The organism is Chitinophaga sp. YR627 (assembly GCF_900114995.1).
Lineage (GTDB): Bacteria > Bacteroidota > Bacteroidia > Chitinophagales > Chitinophagaceae > Chitinophaga.
Genome location: NZ_FOUX01000007.1, coordinates 356,605 through 377,007, shown reverse-complemented (window position 1 = coordinate 377,007; position 20,403 = coordinate 356,605). Strand labels below are relative to the sequence as shown.

At 45.1% G+C, this 20,403-nt stretch carries 12 protein-coding genes and 1 tRNA gene; 7 read left to right on the top strand and 6 right to left on the bottom strand.

What is annotated here, in order from left to right; all coding sequences use genetic code 11:
• Window positions 1-199: 199 nt before the first annotated feature.
• Window positions 200-1,981: a RagB/SusD family nutrient uptake outer membrane protein gene (locus tag BMZ72_RS33695; protein ID WP_089815482.1), complete on the bottom strand. Its 1,782-nt coding sequence runs from the start codon at window positions 1,979-1,981 to the stop codon at window positions 200-202.
• A 23-nt stretch (window positions 1,982-2,004) separates the two neighbouring features.
• Window positions 2,005-5,190 (bottom strand): SusC/RagA family TonB-linked outer membrane protein, encoded by a 3,186-nt coding sequence (locus BMZ72_RS33690; protein WP_089815480.1) that lies wholly within the window; start codon window positions 5,188-5,190, stop codon window positions 2,005-2,007.
• 763 nt (window positions 5,191-5,953) lie between these two features.
• Here BMZ72_RS33690 and BMZ72_RS33685 point away from each other — a divergent pair.
• From BMZ72_RS33685 to BMZ72_RS33675, 3 genes are all read left to right on the top strand, one after another.
• Window positions 5,954-6,511, top strand: a complete 558-nt coding sequence (locus tag BMZ72_RS33685) for a hypothetical protein (protein WP_089815478.1) — start codon at window positions 5,954-5,956, stop codon at window positions 6,509-6,511.
• A 415-nt stretch (window positions 6,512-6,926) separates the two neighbouring features.
• Window positions 6,927-7,424: a hypothetical protein gene (locus tag BMZ72_RS36435; RefSeq protein ID WP_143087853.1), complete on the top strand. Its 498-nt coding sequence runs from the start codon at window positions 6,927-6,929 to the stop codon at window positions 7,422-7,424.
• 194 nt (window positions 7,425-7,618) lie between these two features.
• Window positions 7,619-8,530: an alpha/beta fold hydrolase gene (locus BMZ72_RS33675; protein WP_255373362.1), complete on the top strand. Its 912-nt coding sequence runs from the start codon at window positions 7,619-7,621 to the stop codon at window positions 8,528-8,530.
• Between the two features lie 1,265 nt (window positions 8,531-9,795).
• Here the strand turns inward: BMZ72_RS33675 and BMZ72_RS33665 are convergent.
• From BMZ72_RS33665 to BMZ72_RS33655, 3 genes are all read right to left on the bottom strand, one after another.
• Window positions 9,796-9,868: transfer RNA gene (locus tag BMZ72_RS33665), tRNA-Lys, on the bottom strand.
• 74 nt (window positions 9,869-9,942) lie between these two features.
• Window positions 9,943-12,366, bottom strand: coding sequence for a penicillin acylase family protein (locus BMZ72_RS33660; protein ID WP_089815470.1), 2,424 nt, complete (start codon window positions 12,364-12,366; stop codon window positions 9,943-9,945).
• A 52-nt stretch (window positions 12,367-12,418) separates the two neighbouring features.
• Complete coding sequence (locus tag BMZ72_RS33655) at window positions 12,419-13,528, bottom strand: aminotransferase class I/II-fold pyridoxal phosphate-dependent enzyme (RefSeq protein ID WP_089815468.1); 1,110 nt, start codon at window positions 13,526-13,528, stop codon at window positions 12,419-12,421.
• Window positions 13,529-13,554: 26 nt separating this feature from the next.
• Here BMZ72_RS33655 and BMZ72_RS33650 point away from each other — a divergent pair, with 26 nt between their 5' ends.
• Window positions 13,555-14,151, top strand: a complete 597-nt coding sequence (locus tag BMZ72_RS33650; protein WP_012790649.1) for a MiaE family protein — start codon at window positions 13,555-13,557, stop codon at window positions 14,149-14,151.
• Here BMZ72_RS33650 and BMZ72_RS33645 read toward each other — a convergent pair.
• Window positions 14,148-16,388 (bottom strand): patatin-like phospholipase family protein, encoded by a 2,241-nt coding sequence (locus BMZ72_RS33645; RefSeq protein WP_089815466.1) that lies wholly within the window; start codon window positions 16,386-16,388, stop codon window positions 14,148-14,150. The genes BMZ72_RS33650 and BMZ72_RS33645 overlap by 4 nt on opposite strands.
• A 173-nt stretch (window positions 16,389-16,561) precedes the next feature.
• On the opposite strand from BMZ72_RS33645, the gene BMZ72_RS33640 reads away from it, so the two are divergent.
• The 3 genes from BMZ72_RS33640 to BMZ72_RS33630 all read left to right on the top strand — a co-directional run bounded on the left by BMZ72_RS33640 (window position 16,562) and on the right by BMZ72_RS33630 (window position 20,401).
• Window positions 16,562-18,046: an MFS transporter gene (locus tag BMZ72_RS33640; RefSeq protein ID WP_089815463.1), complete on the top strand. Its 1,485-nt coding sequence runs from the start codon at window positions 16,562-16,564 to the stop codon at window positions 18,044-18,046.
• 415 nt (window positions 18,047-18,461) lie between these two features.
• A complete protein-coding gene (locus BMZ72_RS33635; protein ID WP_089815460.1) occupies window positions 18,462-18,857 on the top strand; it encodes a hypothetical protein in 396 nt (131 codons plus the stop codon).
• Between the two features lie 8 nt (window positions 18,858-18,865).
• Window positions 18,866-20,401, top strand: a complete 1,536-nt coding sequence (locus BMZ72_RS33630; RefSeq protein WP_089815458.1) for a chymotrypsin family serine protease — start codon at window positions 18,866-18,868, stop codon at window positions 20,399-20,401.
• Window positions 20,402-20,403: the final 2 nt, after the last annotated feature.

The following is a 20,403-nucleotide window of genomic DNA, read 5'->3' as shown; positions in this document are numbered from 1 at the left end:
GATATCCGGATACCCGACTGATAACCCTTCAAAAATAGCCACGAATTATATTGTTTAAGTCCCGGTTCGCTGACTGGGGAGTTTAGATAGCCAAAAGAGGAAATCGAAATGGTGAGGCGATCTGATGAAATATCCGTCATGTTTAGGGGGCGTGTCAAAAATCATTTTTTACACGCCCCCTTTTTATTTAAGCAGCATATCAATACCCTGGATTCTGAACGACCCGTGAATTGCGATCTATCACATCCTGTGGAATAGGATTGAGATACATTTTCTGCAGGAACACATGCGGATGGTTCAATGGTACAACTTCATATTGCCATACACCGCTGTTATCTCCGGGAATGCTATTGGAAATCTTCATGCCATGTCTGTCATGGATCAGCAGTTGCTCTGCCGTTTTCCAACGTATGAGATCATAAAATCGTTTATTTTCAAAGCATAACTCTACACGCCGCTCGTGGTAAATAGCAGTGCGCATACCGTCCTTACTGAGCGCTGGCGGTAGATCCGGAAGTCCCGCACGGGCCCGCAACTGGTTCATTGCATCATACACAGAGGCATCCGGACCTACAGCTTCATTCTGCGCTTCGGCGTATCCAAGCAGCACTTCCGCATAGCGGTAATAAATAAAGTTTGCACCACTGATGGTTCCTCCACCGGGTCTCACGAGTGGGTTCAACCGTTTCTTAAAGTAGTATCCTGTATTGCTGACATCATCCGTACCGAAGTCGATCTGATTTTTGGAGGGCCGTACTTTATCTATGCGTGTATAAATAGTATCCTGCTTATCCATCCAGTTCATTTTGTATGGAGCACCGTCATAGACGATCCATTGATAGAACCTTGGTTCCCTGCCAACATATGGATGCTGAGGGTTATAACCAGATGCAGGGTCCTCTATACTTTTGCCATTTGCCATCTGAAACTGATCTACCAGTTCCTGCGTAGGATTGTAATTGCCCCAGGTATAATAGGCGCCGTTGATCCATACCGGTCCACCATATTGTTCAAAGGAAGATCCCATAGTGACAGCTACGACCTGACGGTCCCAGACCATTTCGCTATTATACTCATTCGCTTCATACCATAAAGCTGACAGGTCAGGAAACAGTCCATAAGGGTGACCGTTGCCAAATTGATCCAGGAATTGTCTGAAGGTAGCAGCGGCAGCGGCCCATCTGTTTGCGTCAAATTGGCCGTAACCAGCCACGTGGTGCGGGTCTGCCCCCGCAGCTGCTTGTGCTGCATTATAGGCCGGACTGGCAGCATATAGCTGTACCCAACCTTTTAAGGCCAGTGCCGCGCCTAAGGTAGCTCTACCTGCATCAGCATCACCCCTGTTATATTTAACAGCTAAATGGGCATTTAAAATAACTGTATCAAGGTCGCTGGTAATGAAGTCTACTGTTTGGACAAACGTGCTCCTTGGGTAATACAGCTGACTGCTATCACCGGCGTTACGATCTGGTACATTAGTAATAATGGGAAGGCCGCCGAGGTGCATCCAAAGTTCACTATAGAAGAAAGCCCGTAGGAAGCGTACTTCGTCCAGCCGTCTTTGTCTCCAGGAATCCGAAAAGTTGGCGGCATAGGCCTGGACCTTCGCCATGAAGGTGTTACATTTTCTGACGGCGGTGAAAGTGGCGGGCCAATTGGTAAGATCGCCTGATCCGGTAATGCCACCCCATACGGTATAGTCTGTGCCTGCGGGAGATACAATTCCCTGTTTCCAATTGTAGGAGGTGTAATAGAACCCCGCATCATTGTCATCGGTGAAATTATCCAGGTTCTCTGGTTGATTCCAGTAGTTTGGTAAACTGCTATAAATATCATTGAGGAAGATATCGGCATCTCCTTCTGTCGACCATTGCATTTCATCCGTTAATTGGGTCTTGTCCTTATTCTCCAGAAAATCTTTCGTGCAGGAAAAAAAAGGTACGCATCCGGCGAGCAGCATGATGTATATAAGACGTTTCATAATAGGTCCTGTTTAAGCATGAACTAAAAGGTTACATTCAATCCCGTCACAAACACTTTCTGATTAGGATAAGCTGTTTCTCCATCGGTATAACCCACTTCGGGGTCCATGAAATTCAATTTACTGATGGTGAATACATTCTGCCCGGATACATATACACGCAGGGATTGCATCTTCCAGCGCTGCGCGAGCGCGGAGGGTAAAGTATAACCCAGTACCGCTGTTTTCAGACGCAGCAGCCCGGTATTGGCCATCCAGAAATCGGAGGTCTGTGTATTATTGGCGTAGGGAGACTGGTTAGCCCGTGGATACTTCGCCTGCTGATTACCGGGTGTCCAGCGGTTATTATAGTATTCATACGCTGAATTACTGTTGTTGTTATTAAAGGGAATAGTCTGGAAGCCTGCAATATTAAAACTGGATAAGGAAGATCCCTGAAATAATAGGCTAAGATCCAGGCCTCTCCAGGAAGCAGATGGTGTGAACCCATAGGTGATCAATGGATAATTGGGATAACCAATATGCGTTTCATCATTGGCATCGATCTTTCCATCTGATTTTCCATCAGGTCCACTGAGATCTGCATATTTTATATCACCAGGATGTAAATTGCCAAACTGTATCACATTATAACCGTCTGCCGGATTGATGATCCCGTCATTATTCTTATCATCGGCAGTACTGAACAGTCCCAATGCGTGATAACCGAACGGCGTACCGAGGGCCCTGCCTGTCCGGCTTCTGTTAGGATTATTACGCGTAGCGGATGTTTCGAAGATCTGTAACATTTTATTACGCGCATAACTGAAGTTTGCGTTCAGGCCGATACGCAGCCCGTTTGCAAATTGATGTGTTGTACCCGCTGTGATCTCAATACCATGGTTCTGCATGATTCCTTCGTTCTCGTCCGATAAATTAAGGCCATATTCAATGGGGATAGTTACAGCTGGCGGCAGCAGCATGCCGGTTCTTCTTTCCCGGAAATAGTCCACTTCCAGGTCCAGTACGCCCTTCCACAATGACGCTTCAAACCCGATGTCTGTCTTAGTTGAGATCTCCCATGTGATGTTGCGGTTAGCTTCACGAGGTACAAAAGATCCCTGTACCATAGTGCCATTGCCCCAGGCATAGGCATTACCATACAAAGAATAACCCTGTAAATACTGGAAGGATGTTCCGGCAAGATTACCAGATTTGCCCCATGATCCTCTTAATTTCAGATAACTGACAAAGGGTACTCTTTGCATGAATGGCTCACCAGACATCACCCAGCCGAGAGATACCGCCGGGAAATATCCCCAGCGTTTGCCTGGTGCAAAATAATAGTGGCCATCATAACGGCCGGATGCTTCCACCAGGTATTTGTTAGCATAACTATAACCGACCCTGTATACGAATCCGATCTGACTGCCGGTAGATGAAGACCCGCTGTTATCAAAGTCATTTTTATTGGAACTACCCATGCTGAGCTCATCGATATTTACGCCAAAATTGTTTCTGCGGGCAGAAAAAGCACTTGAGTCGCTGTCTCGTGCTTCTGCTACCAGCAAACCAGTGATGTCATGTTTACCGAATGCGCGTTTGTAATTCAGATATCCCTGGTAAGTGTATGTTCGCTGTTGTGCATATTCCTGTTCCAGCCATGTAAATGTAGCGGCGCTTCCCTCGGAAGTGGAGATCTGCCTGGTGTAGCTATATGGCGTGGTAGACAGATTCTGCGAATAGAAATAAAACGGCGTATGCCATCCTTTACTGGTGGTTTGCATCGGGTCGAAGCTGAAAGCAGCCTTGAGACTTAAGCCTGGTATGAATGGCAGTTCCTGGCTGACCGCAAGGGTTGATAACATCGTGCTCTTATTATCACGCTGGTACCCTGCATTGAGCACGCCAATAGGAGAATTGCCTGCGAATTCTCCCCATAAACCATTACTATATCTCAGGTTCGCAATCGGGATGAATTTATAGCCACTGCGGAACAGATTACCGACCGTTGTAGCGGCATCCACAGAACGTGTCTGTTGCCAGGCACCGATCAATGAAACATTCACCGTAGTGGTTTTGGTAGCCTGTACATCCAGATTGACAGTATAGTCATACCGTTGATATTTAACAGGGTCAAACATGCCAGTCTGGTTCAGATAACCTAGTGCAACAAAATACTTCACTGATTGTGAACCGCCGGTCAGCTGGAGGTTGTAGTTCTGCATAGGCGCATGCAGATGCACGAGATCTTTGGTATTACTGATCGGATACCGGTCAGGATCTTTTGCATTCAGTGCCGGATAATCGTCGATCAGGTCCCTGGAGTAAGGCAATTGTGCGCCGCCTGGATTCTCATTAAGATAGGCTTCATTGTGGAGGCGCATGTAGTCCTGGGCATTCAGCATATCAGGATAATAAGTAGGTGTCTGCACGCCATAATAAGCATTCAGAGATAACTGCGGTGGGCCATTTGTTCCTTTTTTCGTAGTGATCAGCAATACACCGTTAGCGCCACCAAGGCCATAAGGCGCTACCGCAGCAGCATCTTTCAGCACCGTTACGGAAGCAATGGAACTGGCAGGTATTTCGTTGATATTGTTACGGATAATACCATCAACCACGATAAGTGCGCCATTGTTGCCTGTAGTGGCGATGCCCCGGATATGAATATCCGGATTATCGGCGCCCGGCTGACCACCATCAGGTCGCATACTCACACCGGCGACTCTGCCCGCCAATGAATTTGAGATATTGGGGACCGTTGCTTTCGCCAGTTCTTTGCCACCTACAGATGATATGGCGGCTGTGGAAGACACTTTTTTCTGTGTGCCATATCCGATCACCAATACTTCATTTAACCCACTGGAGCTCTCTGCGAGGGTGAGCTCCAGTGTACTGCGGCCTCCGATTGCAATTTCCTGCGACTGGTATCCCATGTAACTGACCTCAAGTACAGCTTTATCGGCTCCTGATACCTGCAATTGAAAACTGCCGTCCTCTCTGGAGACAGTACCCGTGTTGGCACCTTTTACTTTAACTGTTACACCAGCCAAAAATTCACCTTTTGCATTTTTGATAATGCCTTTTAACGTGGCTGCCTGCTGTTGCGAGAGGCTGGTCGCATTGTACCAGGCAAATGCCGGTAGTCCCTTGCCAGTCAGCAATAAGGACACGAGAAGTGTGGAGAGGCCCTTGCATAGAGCGGCTCTCCAGTTTCCTGGTTTCATATGTTTTTCATTAAACGATGGAATAATACATTTGTAGCTTTTACAAGCTATCAGATGCTGTTTCGGATTCGGAAAGTGTTAGTCAGGAAGTTCCCTTCAAAACGTGGAATTGGCTAAGTAATATCACTTTAGGTCATGACGTTGATTGGGTTGATGAATTATTAAATAACCGGTATCAGGTATCAGGGTGTGCGGTACAGAACGTGCCTCATGGGCCTATTGTGAGTTATTCTCTTCGTCGGGTCTTTGAATGTCTTTGTTAGGTTAAACCAGATACCAGGGTTTTATGATGAAATTTGAAAACGCTTAACGGGAGCCTGTCATACTTATTACTATAAATCGTACACACTTCTGATAGCTAATATAAGTTATTAAATCTGATAATTGTCAGACGAACATGTATTAAACTTTACGTAATCGATTCCTTTTTAGCGCATATGATCTAAGACCGCAGAATGGTTTAAAACTGGCGCAGAAGGCACCTCTTCCACAAACCTGAAATCAGATCCGAATATAGTTTATGGCTATTTCAGAAATAGTTTATCACTACAGCTGCAGTAATTTAAAATAACGGCGTTAATAGAACTGTACCGAGATGCATCATATATACAAAGAAAAGATGGGATTGGTAAATATGAAATTGTTTACAAACAAGTCGTAACTTAGGATATCCTGCTGCGTACGCAAATTCGTATATCATACTGGCGAATAAGACGCACATTAACCCTGGCGACGGCACCTTCGCTAAAAAAGCATTGTTACTATGGATACCATAATCATAAAAAGATCTACTGATGCTAATATAGAAGCCAGCCTCGGATGGTTGTTGATAGTAGCTATACCGGTTATCTTATTTTCATATGCATTCTTTACAGCAAGGCATAAACAGGATGCCATTGCGTATGGCATTATTATATTTGTATTTCTTCTTCCCTCTATTATCGATTTTCTTGCGACCTGCATTCCTTTAAAAGCCTCGATAATAATGTCAGATAAAGGATTACTACTCTCGCCAGGAAAAAGTATTTATAGCTGCTTTGCCTTTTTTCAAAAGATCAGCACCAGATCTGAAAAACGTCTGTTATGGGAAGATATAACAAGATTCAGATTAGTAGCAAATGATAGAGAATATACAATATGTCCTACCGATGGAACCGGTCCTGCAACTTATACAGCATCCATATGGCACCTTCATGTGGATGGTAAAACGAAGGATGACGAAGTTGTTTTTTGTATTCATGGTCTGGAACAGACTCCTGATAAAATATTGTCACTTTCTAACCACTTCTTAAAAGAGTATAGAGGCACAGAAAACCAGTAAGCTATCGCTTCAAAGAATCGCCTAAATAACCACAGCTACTATGAGTAACGGAAGAATAAAAAGGTTTATTATCTCAATTGAAGGAATCAGGTTCAGCAATATTATTTTTTCCGTTGTAAAAATAATATTGTGTATCTATGTCCTACGTACTGATCCCTTATCTTCTGGGTTCGGATATCTCATACTACTGCTATTCTGCGTTTCGGTAACAAGACACCTTTTTCTTTACTTTAATAAAATAACACCAGATAATATATTAACTTTTTGTCTTGACCTGTTAACTCCTTGCCTATACGGGTTTGTATTATATCACATGCTTTCTGTTTATGAAACTAAATTTCTGTCGGTTTTAGTCAGTATTTTCTTACCTGGTATAGTTTATTGCTATCTATTTGCCGGTAAGACTTATCATAGAATGGATAAAAGTATTCTTTGGGGCGGATTGTTTTGTTATGCGCTGCCGCTCCTGCTGGCATTAAATTATTCATTCGACTATTCACGGCCTTCAATAGAGAAATATTTCCTGATAAACAAATTTTCAACTACTATCGGATCAGATACTGAGGGCTATAGCGATAATTATTATTTTGACCTTATCCATACTGATAGTATTGCGAAGATTGCTCATTGGGAAGATGTAGATCAGAAAAGTTGTGCGTATTATCGAGATGATTGGATGTATAAAATGATTAAACTTAAAAATGAAACATTTCTAATATCGGCGAGAAAGATGCCTGCAAACAGTAAGCTGCAATGTTCTTTTTTATTGCGGAGAATTAATGGCACTGTCTTTAGAAAAGTCTCAACGGAACAGCAATATTCACACTTCGAAAGAGGCGATACTCTGCATGTGGAAAAACATAGGGGGCTGATTGGTATCAAGTGGTTACAGCTTTTAATGCCCCAACAATAGGCACCAGGATCATTTTTCATCAAGCCGTTAAGTAATCATGTTATATTGATATTCAACTAATGCTTAACATTTTAATTATATTCGTTTTAATCTAAACGCTTATTATTAAATTTATGTGTATTGACTTTACGACAAGTAATTTCAGGGTGCGACATTCCCGGCCTTTTTTATTCATCCATCCGACAAATCAACTTATGATGAACATCTCAAAGATCGCCACCCTCCTCCTATTTCTCCTACTCACCGCCGGTCAGGTTTTCAGCCAGCTAAGAACAAAGCCCGACACCACTATTGTAACCAGCGATGGAGTAAGGTTGTTTCTGAAGGTTAGCGGACATGGAAAACCCTGCATCTTTGTGCACGGAGGACCAGGTGCATGGAGTAAATCTTTTGAAGCCTTAGGCGGAAATGTATTGGAAGAGAATCTCACCATGTATTATTATGACCAACGAGGGTCTGGCCGATCCACATCCCCGGCAAATAAAGATTATAGCCTCTCCCGGATGGTTGAAGACATTGAGGATGTTCGCCGGATAACAGGTGCGGATAAGGTATACTTACTTGCGCATTCTTTCGGTGGTATCCCCGCATATCATTACGCCCTGAAATATCCTACGCATGTGGCGGGGCTAATCATGTTGAATGCTACCCTAAGTATCAATCATTCCCTACTTAGCCAGATCGGCTATATTAACAAGATCCTGGACACCAGTTTTACCACTGCTGATACAAGTGCCATTGTCTCCACCTATGTCGCTGCAATTACTGCGCTTCGCGAGAAAGGCAAAGGCTTTCAGATGTTGTCAGATAATAGCAGGAATGTAGCACTGCTTGACAGCATAGACAGGTCTGCCCCGCGAAACTATGATTTCGGGCGCGTAGCTCTCTTAATGCCGGAATACTTTGCAGATTTCAGACTTTCTACCGCTGATCTTAATATTCCTGTGCTAGTCATTTCCGGTGCGGCTGACCATAACATTGGCCCTGACCACTACCGGTATTTCCGCTTCCCGAATCAGCGTCTTAATGTCATCCAGGGCGGCCACTTACTCTATTACGAAAAGAACACCGACTTTAAACGCGCAGTCACCCGCTTCCTGCGATAGCAAGTATCCGCTGACTCCCGCTGTGGAGTGCCTTATCTAAAACATCATTTAGCAGGGCTTTCCATACCCAACAAACAAAATGTAACAATTTTTATTGCATGTTAGATTGTTGTATCTGAATTCGGATATCAACCAACGCTTCAAGTCTTTAAACTTGAAGCGTTTTTGTTTGTAACGATCCTATGCCCTATCCTTCGGGTCTTTTATCTGTAACTGGACGGAAAGCAGAATGATAACGATGACGTTCTTTCTTCACCAATGGGTAATAATGGTAGAAAAACGGTAATCTTATAATAAAAGTTCGATGCGCTATTCTTGGTATATGTCCCCCGATTACCTTTTCGATACAATCATGCGTAAACTTTTAAATAAATATATCGGGAGAAGGATATTGGTTTCACAAATTCGCTCCATTGAGCTGATTGATCTGTCTGGACGTTTCAAGGCAAATGTCCAGACAACCTATGCCATGTGAGGTAATCACGCTGCTGGAACAACATTTTGTTATCTAACAGGTAACCTTGCTAAGGCAAGATAAATGATCATATTTAGTTGGTAAGTCCTAGAACAATTAGTGAACAAAAACACATCTTTAATTGGAAAAAGTAAATATTAATATGAAAATTGTTTTATCCAAACTATGTGTCCTATATTCAAGAATAAAAAGAGCTTTATGAATGTTAAGTGCAAAAATTGTCTACCAGAAGAGGGGATTAAAATTCCAGAATTAAGTCTATCAGAGAAAAAAAGAATATCGGAATTGAAGCTCCAATCCCCTATCTATTCAGTAAAATATCTTATCGATATTTGTGGATTTAGCCATATGGAAGCTAAATTTATTGTAGCTCATGTTAATAGAACTTATGGACTTTGCAATAGGTGCAATTTTGACAAACTTGATAAGGAGTATATGATTTGCCCTAAATGTGGGTCATTAAATTTTAATTGGAAATGCTGAAATATACAACTCTCGCAAAGATGGTTTATTAGTATATTATACACTGCTTCAGAACACTGATACACACCTACCTATAATAGGGATCAAGTTTGATTAAAGCTGGCTGAATGATTTAATAGTAAATATTAAAAGAACAAGTTTGTTGATTTAAGAATTTTTATACTCCTTTTCTTCTGTGTGAATGATTCATTGTAAAAGCTACACGCTGAAACTGGAACCAGCTTAAAGATTGATAATTAAGATAATGTATGAAATTGTATAAAACAAAAACGCTCCAAGTCTTTCAACTTGAAGCGTTTCATTTCTGTGATCCCGCTGGGACTCGAACCCAGGACCCATACATTAAAAGTGTATTGCTCTACCAACTGAGCTACGGAATCATTCCCTCTTTTTGTGATTGGGAGTGCAAAGATAGGAAATATATATTTCGATCCAAATATTTCTTAAAAAAAGTTTATCCCTTGCTAAAATGTATCTTAAACTTCACTGCCGGATCATCATTTTCTTTCAGATCAAACACATGCAGTAAATAGTATTTACCCTGTACCCAATCCTGTACTGCATTGTCATAATACGGACTACCCGGGTTACCGCTTTGTCCGCCGGGATAGATACCATAGGCCTCTGTCTTCGCACTCAGCTGTACCACCATTTTCCATGACGGACCATGCAGTTGTTTTGTCGCATTTACAATATGGCGACCACCGCCTGTACGGAGATTCATTGCGCTGAAAGGTATGATTGACCGTGTCAGGTGACGGATATTCGTACCACGGAAACGACCAAACTCCAGTTTCTTCTGTGCGTCTAATGATTTGGCACTGTCCACCGCTATCGTGAACGCACCCAGCACAATCTGCGATAGCGTCTCTTTCCCTACTGTATGTATGTTATCAATGAATTTCATGGAAGAGTCCCGCAACAACCATAACAGGGTTGTTTTTTCCCAGGGTTGTTGTAAAGGCATTTTGTCTACTAAAATATCATCATCCCAAATGGATGACTGCAGTTCATCCCAGAAGATATTGAAGATAGTAGCGGCTTTACTGTCAGGCCCACTCTGTAAATCCCATTTATCAAGGATCTGCCAGTAGGTCTTTTGATCAGCGGTCAGCAGGGACACCGGCAGGTGTTTGCGGATCAAAGGCAGCGCGGCCCGCGCAAAAGGATTCAGGTTATCGTTTTGCAGGTCCATCATATCCTGTATCGTGATCTGGCTGTCAGCTGCCAGGACTTCATTGATGCGTTTGCCACGGAACAGGTCGAAGTCTGCTACGTAGCGGTATGGATAGGTACTGTCTGTCGGATGCTGATTGGCAGAGCTCACAAAGCCACGTGCAGGATTATAGATATGCGGGTTCTCACCTTGCGGCACGTAGCCCTGCCATGCAAAGGAGCTATCACTACCCGGCATGATCCATTTCCCCTGATCCTTCCAGCGTAAAGGGAACTGTCCGTTATGCCAGAGTGCTATTTCACCGGTTTTAGCAGCAAAAGCGAAGTTCTGCGCAGGACAAGCGTAATATTTTAAAGCCGCGAGGTAATCATTGTAGTTATGCGCTTTGTTGAGTTCCAGGAAGGTTCTGATCTCAACAGAAGGATCGAGTGCTTTCCATCGCATCGCGAGGAACTGATGATTAGTAGCCGTATCCGGGAAGACGTTGTCGTAGACAACAGGTCCCCAGACAGTATAAGCGACAGTATCATAATAAGGTGCTTCTCCTTTGACGTTGATCTTCTCAATACGCATTTCTGCGTCGCGGTAGCTGCCGTTGAAAAGGTATTGCTGCTTTCCATTACGGAACTGCATCAGGTAATAATCTTTTACATCCTCTGCCGCATTCGTCACGCCCCAGGCAATATGATCATTAAAGCCGATGATTACACCGGGCGCGCCTGGTAAGGTAGCACCATAGACGTTCATATCGGGTGTATGGATCTGTGTTTCATACCAGAGTGACGGTAAACTCAGACCCAGGTGAGGATCATTACAAAGAATAGGCGCACCGGCACGTGTTTTCGAACCAGCCACTGCCCAGTTGTTACTACCGTTGTCCGGATCAGGTCTTTCCTCTTTGAAGTGCAGCGCAAGACCGGCAGCATTCAGGATGCTATCCACGGGTGGTGTAACCTTTACCGTCGGCGCCGGATATTGTGTACCACGGGGAATGATCGGATCGATACTATCGCCAAAATCGGGATACAGATTGTCGAAGTCTGCTTTACTAAAGAGACGGCGGGCATTGGTGTATACCAGGTCGTTCGCACCGCCAGCCAGATCTGCTGCCATCATTTTGAGCAGCAATGCTGAATTCAGCGGCGTCCATTTCTCTGGTTTATAGTTCAGGAGTTTGTATTCTAAAGGAAGTGTCGCATTGGTGAGGGTGTTGATATAAGCATTGATCCCATCGGAATAGGCGTTGATCGCCGGACCAGCCACCGAATCTGCCTCCATCGCTTTCAGGGCCTGTTCGGCGCCATACAGCATCCCGTTACGGCGCTGCTGACGATCATAAGGGATCATCTTTGCACCCAGGATCTCTGACAGACGGCCAGCTGCTGCAAAAGATTGCAGCTCCATCTGCCATAGCCTGTCACGGGCATGCATATATCCCTGTACGTAGTAAGCGTCAGTAGTATTTTCTGCGAAGATATGAGGCACCATCCTGTCATCCAGCCAGACTTCCACCTTTCCTTTCAGACCAGGCAGCTGTAAATCTTCATTGTAATCTTTACTGATAGAGGTCGCGTTCTGCCAAAAGCCTTCCTGCGGACTTAACAAGCGTCCGAGTGGTGGAAGTGAGCCCCAGGATCGGTCAAGGCAAACTATCAGTGCAATGGTTATCACCGCTGAAACGGTAAAGGGAACAAATCTCATACGTACTTACTTGTTCTGCTAATATACATAAAATATGCCGCAGGCATCGGCGTTATCCTGCCAATGCCTTTATCAGCCGGTCAACTTCTGTCTCCGTATTAAAACTGTGCAATACGATCCGCAGCCGCTCTTTGCCTTTGGGCACCGTCGGATGCAGGATGGGACGGACATCGAGTCCGGCGGACTGTAGGCTGATCGCTATCCTGCGCGTCTCTTCATTACCTGGCGTCAGTACGATCTGTATGGGGGTCTCGCTGTATATTGTACTCAAACCGGCTACTCCTTTCCTGAAACGGATGATTAAAGCGGACAGCTGTTCCCTGGCTGCCTGCATATATGGAAACAACTCATAACTGGCCACTATCGCCGCGATAGATGTAGGAGGCAATGCTGTTGTGTAAATAAATGAACGGGAGAAGTTCACCAGGTAGTCCCGCAGATGCGGACTCCCCAACACCACCGCCCCATGACAACCTACTGCTTTACCAAAGGTGTGTACTCTCGCAAAACAGGCATCCTGCAAACCCAGATGCTGCACCAGGCCCTCTCCTTTTGCCCCCACTACACCGGTCGCATGCGCTTCATCCACAATCAGATGCGCACCATGCTGGTCGCAAAGTGCTGCCATTTCCTGCAAAGGCGCAAAATCTCCGTCCATGGAATACACAGACTCCACCGCCACGAAAATATTACCGGAAGCATGCTGCAATTTCTTCAGCAGATCCTCCAGGTCATTATGTACAAAAGAAAAGGCCTGCGCCCTGGATAAGCGTATACCATCCCTGATAGAGGCATGAATCAGCTGATCATAAATGATGGTATCTCCTTTCTGTGGTACAGCCGAAAACAGACCCAGATTGGCATCATATCCTGAATTATAGATCAGTCCTGCCTTTGCCTGATGAAAGGTGGCCAGCATTTCTTCTGCTTCCTCCACCCAGGCATAGTTGCCGGCCAACAGACGCGATCCTGTACTGCCATGCATATACGGCCTCGCCTGCAATAAAGCATGGACTCCTTCCTGCATAGCGGCACTCTGTGCCAACCCCAGATAATCATTGGAACAGAAGTCCACCGATCCCGGCGCTGGTAATCTCAGCCGGCGGAATGCATGCTGCGCCTCGCGCTGCGCCAGTTGCTGTAAAAGAAAATCTTCTTTCATCTCCCAAAGCTAAGTAACTTTGCCCTATGAGTAAAGTCTCCATATTAGGTCTGCATCTTCCTACTGATCCACGCTGGGTAAACCTGGCCGCGATCTCTCTGGAAGAAATTCTGACTGACCATGCCTTCTGCGAACAGAAAGCCGCTACCTCCTGTATTTCCCTGATCCAGCGCTATCCTGAGAAAGATAAACTGGTTCAGGAACTCGCTCCTATTGTTACAGAAGAATGGGGCCATTTCCGCCAGGTACTGGCCGAAATGCGTAAACGAGGGTTCTCCCTTGGTAAACAGCGAAAAGATATGTATGTGAATGCCCTGATGGAACACCAGAATAAAGGAGGTGATCCGCAGAGCGTGCTGCTGGACAGACTACTGATATTCGCCCTGATAGAAGCCCGTAGCGCCGAGCGTTTCCGTCTGCTGAGCGAAGGACTGGAAGATGAATACCTGAAAGAATTCTACCGTAAATTCATGATATCCGAAGCAGGACATTACCGCCTGTTCATTGACTTAGCCAGAGAATATGTGCCGGAAGAAAAAGTAAAAACCCGCTGGCAGGAATGGCTGACACTGGAAGCGGATATTATGAACAATCTGGAAGTGCGTGGGGACAGGATGCACTAGAAGTTAAATCCGATGTTGACATACATCCGTAAGCGTCCGTCCTGGTCACAATACATCACGGACGCTTCTATAGGTCCCATAAAAGACGAATACCCACCTGTTACCCCATAACCACTAAAATATTTATATTTAGACGACACATCTCCCAGGAAGTCGTATACAGCGACGCCCGCGCGTGGTATCGCATAAGTGTTCCGCATAAATTCATATTGCCAGGATAATTGCATGGTTGCTGCGCTTGAAGTGGTGATCTCCGCCTCTCTGATGCCTACCAGTGGTAACTGATTACGGATCACGTTATTCAAACCACCCAACAGAAATGCGTTGATCGGTCCCTGCCGGTGTGTGAAATTAGCTGCTCCCCCCATCTGTACCTGGAAGGTATTTCTTGCATTGAATGGTACATTGTATTTTGCCTGCAGGATCGTACGCTGGTAATCATTGAAATTAAAGCCATAATCGGATGGCATGATCTCGACGCCATCTTTATACACTCTGTAGCCCGTCTGCTGATGGTATACCCAACCGGATTCGAACTGTAGATCCATCCCACGATGCGGATAAATTTTTCTGTCCAGTGAGTTCACACCAAAGAACAGGAAACTGTTCAGCTGATTACCATTACCTCTCAGCACCTCCACCGATTCATAGCGCGGACTGATATTCATAAACTCATAACGTGTTCCTAAACCCATTGCCATCATACTATTCAGGGTATACTGGAACTTCGCTTCACCGTTCAGGTATTTCAGGTGATACTCCATCTGTCTTTTTAAATCCTTGTATAGGGAAAGTGCATCGTCTTCAAAATAAACGCCCAGTCCGAAACCAAAGTTCCGCTTAGGTCCAAGGTACTTGAAGAACTCTCCCTGTACTCTTGGATTCTCACTGATTGCCAGACTTACAAAAGCACGGGAGTTGGGCACTACGAAATTACGCTGTGTGATGTTGATGATCGCACTGGCATTCGTAAAACTATTATACTGCAATGCAAATTTGACATAGGTAAGTGGGTTCTCCTCCACCTGGATATCCATGATACTTTTACTGTCACCCTGCGGATTCAGGTGATAAGTGATCATCTTATAGAAACGCGTGCCAAATACATTCAGGACGGCATCTTTAATATCCTGCGGCGTATAACATCCACCTTTCACCAATCCTAATCTTCCCAGGAAAAAGTCGACATCCGAATGCACCAGACCAGTTACGCTAATGTCTACCAGTTCGATATCCGGTGTAAATGGTAAGCGGTCCTTCACAAAAGGTTTGTCCGGTGGGTACAGGGCATTGAGTGAATCCGCCATCTGTTTAAAGAGCGGATACATTTCATTTCCTTTCTTCTTCCCTATTTCCAGTAATGAATCTACGCTTCCGAAACTGGCAGCACTGTAATCATCGAGATGATGTTGTATATAAATGTCTGTCAGTTTCTTAGCCTGTTTAAAATCATCGGCATCTTTGTAAAAACCCAGCTGATAAATGATATCCAGGGGTGTTACCAGCTGATCCGCTTTACGCAGACCGCCACTTACATTGGATCCTATCACCAGGTCGGCCCCCATTTCCTTTGCCGTGATCACGGGGAAGTTACGTACGACGCCACCATCCACCAGCTTTCTGTCACCGATCTTTACCGCCGTAAATACAGAGGGGATAGCCATACTGGCGCGTATAGAAGTTACGATATCACCGGTATCCAGGGTGACCACTTCTCCTGTAGTGACGTCTGTCGCAATACATTTAAATGGAATATTGAATTTTGAGAAATCTCTAACATTGTTAACCGGCCAACACAGACGGGCCAGTTCCAGCCATAGCTGTTCGCCGGCAATTACACCGGAAGCCAGTTTTGGCTTTCCATATTCAAAGGGAATCTCTATCAGATATTTGTTGTATTCGCGCTTTTCTTCGTAGGAGATATCTGTCAGGGTCGGCTGGTTAGAAAAGAGATTATCCCAGTCCATCTGCCGGGCGAGTTTTTCAATAGCATCACCGGAATAACCCATGGCATAGAGGGATCCGACGATGCTGCCCATACTGGTACCGGTTACATAATCCACCTTCAATCCGGCACTATCCAGCGCCTGTAATATACCTATATGCGCCAGTCCTTTAGCGCCACCGCCACTGAGTGTCAACCCTATTTTAGGTCTTTTTGCCCTTTCCTGCGCGAAAATCACCACAGGAAACAGTAAAAAAATGAAGATAATAACTAAAGCCAGTCGTTTACGCATATATGATTAGTGTGGTACTGTCCGGAAGCCTGAATAAAGTACATTGAAGATACTCATAATAAAGGACGTATTTCAAGCTCTTTTCCCCTATTTAAATATGTAAATACTATAACATTTACAACAATTTCCCTATATTATACATCGATATCAACCAAGTAACCACGTACACGTCTATGAACAACAGCAAAATCTCACAATCCATCTGGCAGGTAATACTGGCCTCTTCCGCTGGGACACTGATTGAATGGTATGACTTCTACATTTTTGGTAGTCTGTCCGCCATTATCGCCCAGAAGTTCTTTCCGCCCAGCAATCCTGATCTGGCCTACATTGCCACATTGGCGACTTTTGCCGTGGGATTCATTGTTCGCCCTTTTGGGGCCATCGTCTTTGGCCGGCTGGGTGACCTTACCGGACGTAAGTACACCTTCCTGCTCACCCTTTTGATCATGGGTGGTTCTACCTTTGCCATCGGACTGGTACCCGGTTATGACAGCATTGGTATTATGGCACCGATCATCGTATTGGTGCTCCGTTTGCTACAGGGTCTTGCACTTGGTGGTGAATACGGAGGCGCTGCCACCTATGTCGCGGAGCATTCTCCGCATGACCAGCGGGGATATTACACCAGTTTTATTCAGACGACCGCCACCCTCGGCCTGTTCGTCTCACTGGCTGTGATCCTGCTGACCCGTTCCAGTCTGACACCGGAAGACTTCAACGCCTGGGGCTGGCGTATTCCCTTCTGGCTGTCCATTTTGCTGGTCGTGATGTCGTATTACATCAGGATCCGGTTGAAAGAATCGCCCCTGTTTGCCAAACTAAAATCGGAAGGCAAAACCTCACTCAATCCCATCAAAGAAAGTTTTGGTAAAAAAGAAAACCTGCGTCTGGTATTACTGGCTCTCTTCGGTGCTGCCATGGGCCAGGGCGTGATCTGGTACACAGGTCAGTTTTATGCGTTGTCATTCCTCCAGAAGACAATGCAGGTAGAATTTGTACAGTCCAATATCATTATCGCCGTCGCCCTGTTACTTGGCACTCCTTTCTTTATTTACTTCGGTAAATTATCTGATAAGATCGGCCGTAAGAAGATCATGATGACCGGCATGCTGGTAGCCGCTCTTGCTTACTACCCGATCTATGCCGGTATGGATCATATCGGTGATCTCAGTAAGAAAACAGAAGATGTTCCCCGTTTCAGTATTGAGAATTCCATCAGTCGTAATGACAAAATGCAGAACATCGAGAAAACCGTGAAAACGACCGCTTACACGGATGGCGCAAGATTCCGGGAAACAACGATCTCCACTGATGGAAAAACAGAAACCATCAAAGAAGTGATCGTGAGCAATACACAGCTCTGGCAACTGATCTTACTGGTATTCATACAGGTGGTTTTTGTAACTATGGTATACGGCCCCATTGCCGCATTCCTCGTAGAATTATTCCCCACCAGGATACGGTATACTTCCATGTCGTTACCTTATCACATCGGTAATGGCGTCTTCGGTGGATTGTTGCCTACAGTAGCCACATTACTCGTTACTGAAACGCATAATCACCTGGCGGGACTATTATATCCCATCGCGATTGCGCTGGTCTGCTTCGTGATAGGCGTCACGGGGATTAAAAAGAATATGATCAGTGAGGAGTAGCTATCATATCTTTTCATGAGTATCAGAAGATATTCACTATTTAATTTTAGCTATTATTCAGTATCAATCTGACAACACAAAACCCGCGTAATCTCCTTGTATTACGCGGGTTTCATATTTTTACAGGCCTGCTTATATCGTTGGATATCAATCTATCCGGGCAGCTTTTTTTTAGCTCCTTTTTGTAGTTATCAAAAATAGTCCTAACTTTTCCTTATAATATGGATCTGTGTTATTGTTTAGTGAGTCCCCCAAATTCCTGATCATTTATTATTACCCCAAAGTCACAACAGCAAGGAAAAGCCAATAGTACAGTCATTATCAGCAAGTCTATTTAAGTATACCGTCATTTCTGTCCGAAGACAAACCGGTTTCTGAAAAACCCGGTTGCGTAGCTATTCATAACTGCCCCACTATGTATGGCATCATCACCACAATACCGGGCGCACTTAAAGGCGGACTGTTTGCCATAGCAGTCGTTGGTTTATTTTATTATACTAAATGTAATGCTGTCATGGGAGAAGATTTTTGTAATGCCTTATCGGGCAATGACCGCCGCGTATTGCAACAGCAGACGGACAGCTTTTTGCGTACCCTCAACGCCGGCGCCAATCAACAGGCAAATATAGCAGCGATCATTCAATGGCTGTCTTCCCACCCCTGCATCAGTCAGGTGGAAGCCGGACATGGTATGTTACGCTCTGATCCGCCGGTGAAGGAGTTTTTTGTAACGATGAAAGATAGTCCGGGCAGCAGCGTTACCATCGGCGTGGAGTTCGCCCCTGACAAATTGCGATTTCATACAAAATAACTGCAACAATGAACCCCAACGAACTGCATTCACAACAAAACGAGATGCTGAGCAACCTCGAAAGTGTAAAGCAATCCCTATTGCAGATACCAAATGTTATAGCAGTGGGAATCGGCATCAAGGAATCCAATGACACCTTCACTGATGAAATAGCCTTCCGCGTATTTGTAGAAGAGAAAAAACCACTGAATGAACTGAAGCCAGAAGAAGTGGTCCCCTCTGTTATTGCAGGTGTAAAGACGGATGTACTAAAACCTTACGTCGTCAAACCACGGCCTGACGTATGCGGTACTGAACGCAGAACACTCACCAAACACAGGCCATTACAAGCTGGAATAGCCATCTCCATCAACTCTACCTCTTATGGTACACTTGGCTGGTTCGGCAGACTTACCGCTGACGACAGCGTGATATTACTCACCAACAAACACGTAATCGGTAATACAGCAAACGATAAAGTAGCGCAACCCAAATTAGGAGACGTCAGCAAGTGCTGTTGCTGCGAATGTGGAGACGATAACGCCATCGGCAAAGTGTTATTTGGCATCAAAAATAATGTTGTCGATTGTGCCATCGCACGCATAGATGAAGAATGGACAGCAGGACTCAATCTACAGATCACCAATGACGCCACATCCGAAGTACTGGAAGTCGCCTCTCCTCCTACCGCCGCGGCAGTAGTTGGTGGTGTGGTCAGAAAGATAGGCGCCCGCTCCGGATTTACCACTGGTGTGGTCGTACATATCGGTGATGCCGCTGTTGCAGGTACAGACCCTGCCGGAGGCACGATCACCATCATTCCCGACCAGGTACTGGTGATCCCTCATTCCACAGAAACTTATCAGGTATCTGATATGCATACAGGCACACAGGTGTGCAAGTTCGCCTTCTCCAACAATGGAGATTCCGGCTCTGTCATCCTCAATGCAGATAACAAAATTGTTGCCTTGTTACACGGTGGTGATGAAACGACCAATTCCGTGGACATAACCTTTGCCAATAACATCGCGAATGTGCTGGCAGCGTTAACTACCGGCACATTCCCTATTACCCTGTCTTCGACAGATGCAGGCAGACGTGATACAATCAAAACACGCACCATCAGCAGATCAGCGCCTGTCACAACAGACAATCAACTGGAAGCCCTACGTGATGCAAATAAGGACAGCGTACTTTATCAGTTGTACGAAAAACATCATGCCGAAGTCCTGCAACTCATCAATCATAAACGCCCTGTAACCCTCATCTGGCAACGTAACCATGGACCTGCATATGTTGCAGCTCTTGCCCGTGCGGCAAGGGAAACAGGGTATGAACTCCCCTTACACATCAATGATATTTCGCGGGAAGATCTGCTATTGGCAATGGAGAACACGCTGCATGCACATGGATCTGCTGCATTAAAACAGGACCTGCTGCATTACAGAGAAGCGATCCTCACCTCCCTCTGTCATACGCAAAGTCTGGATGCGATTGCGGCTGTCTGCAAGGCTACCGGATTGATTGAAAGCATTCCATCCCCGTCTATACCTAAACTCATTTAGCA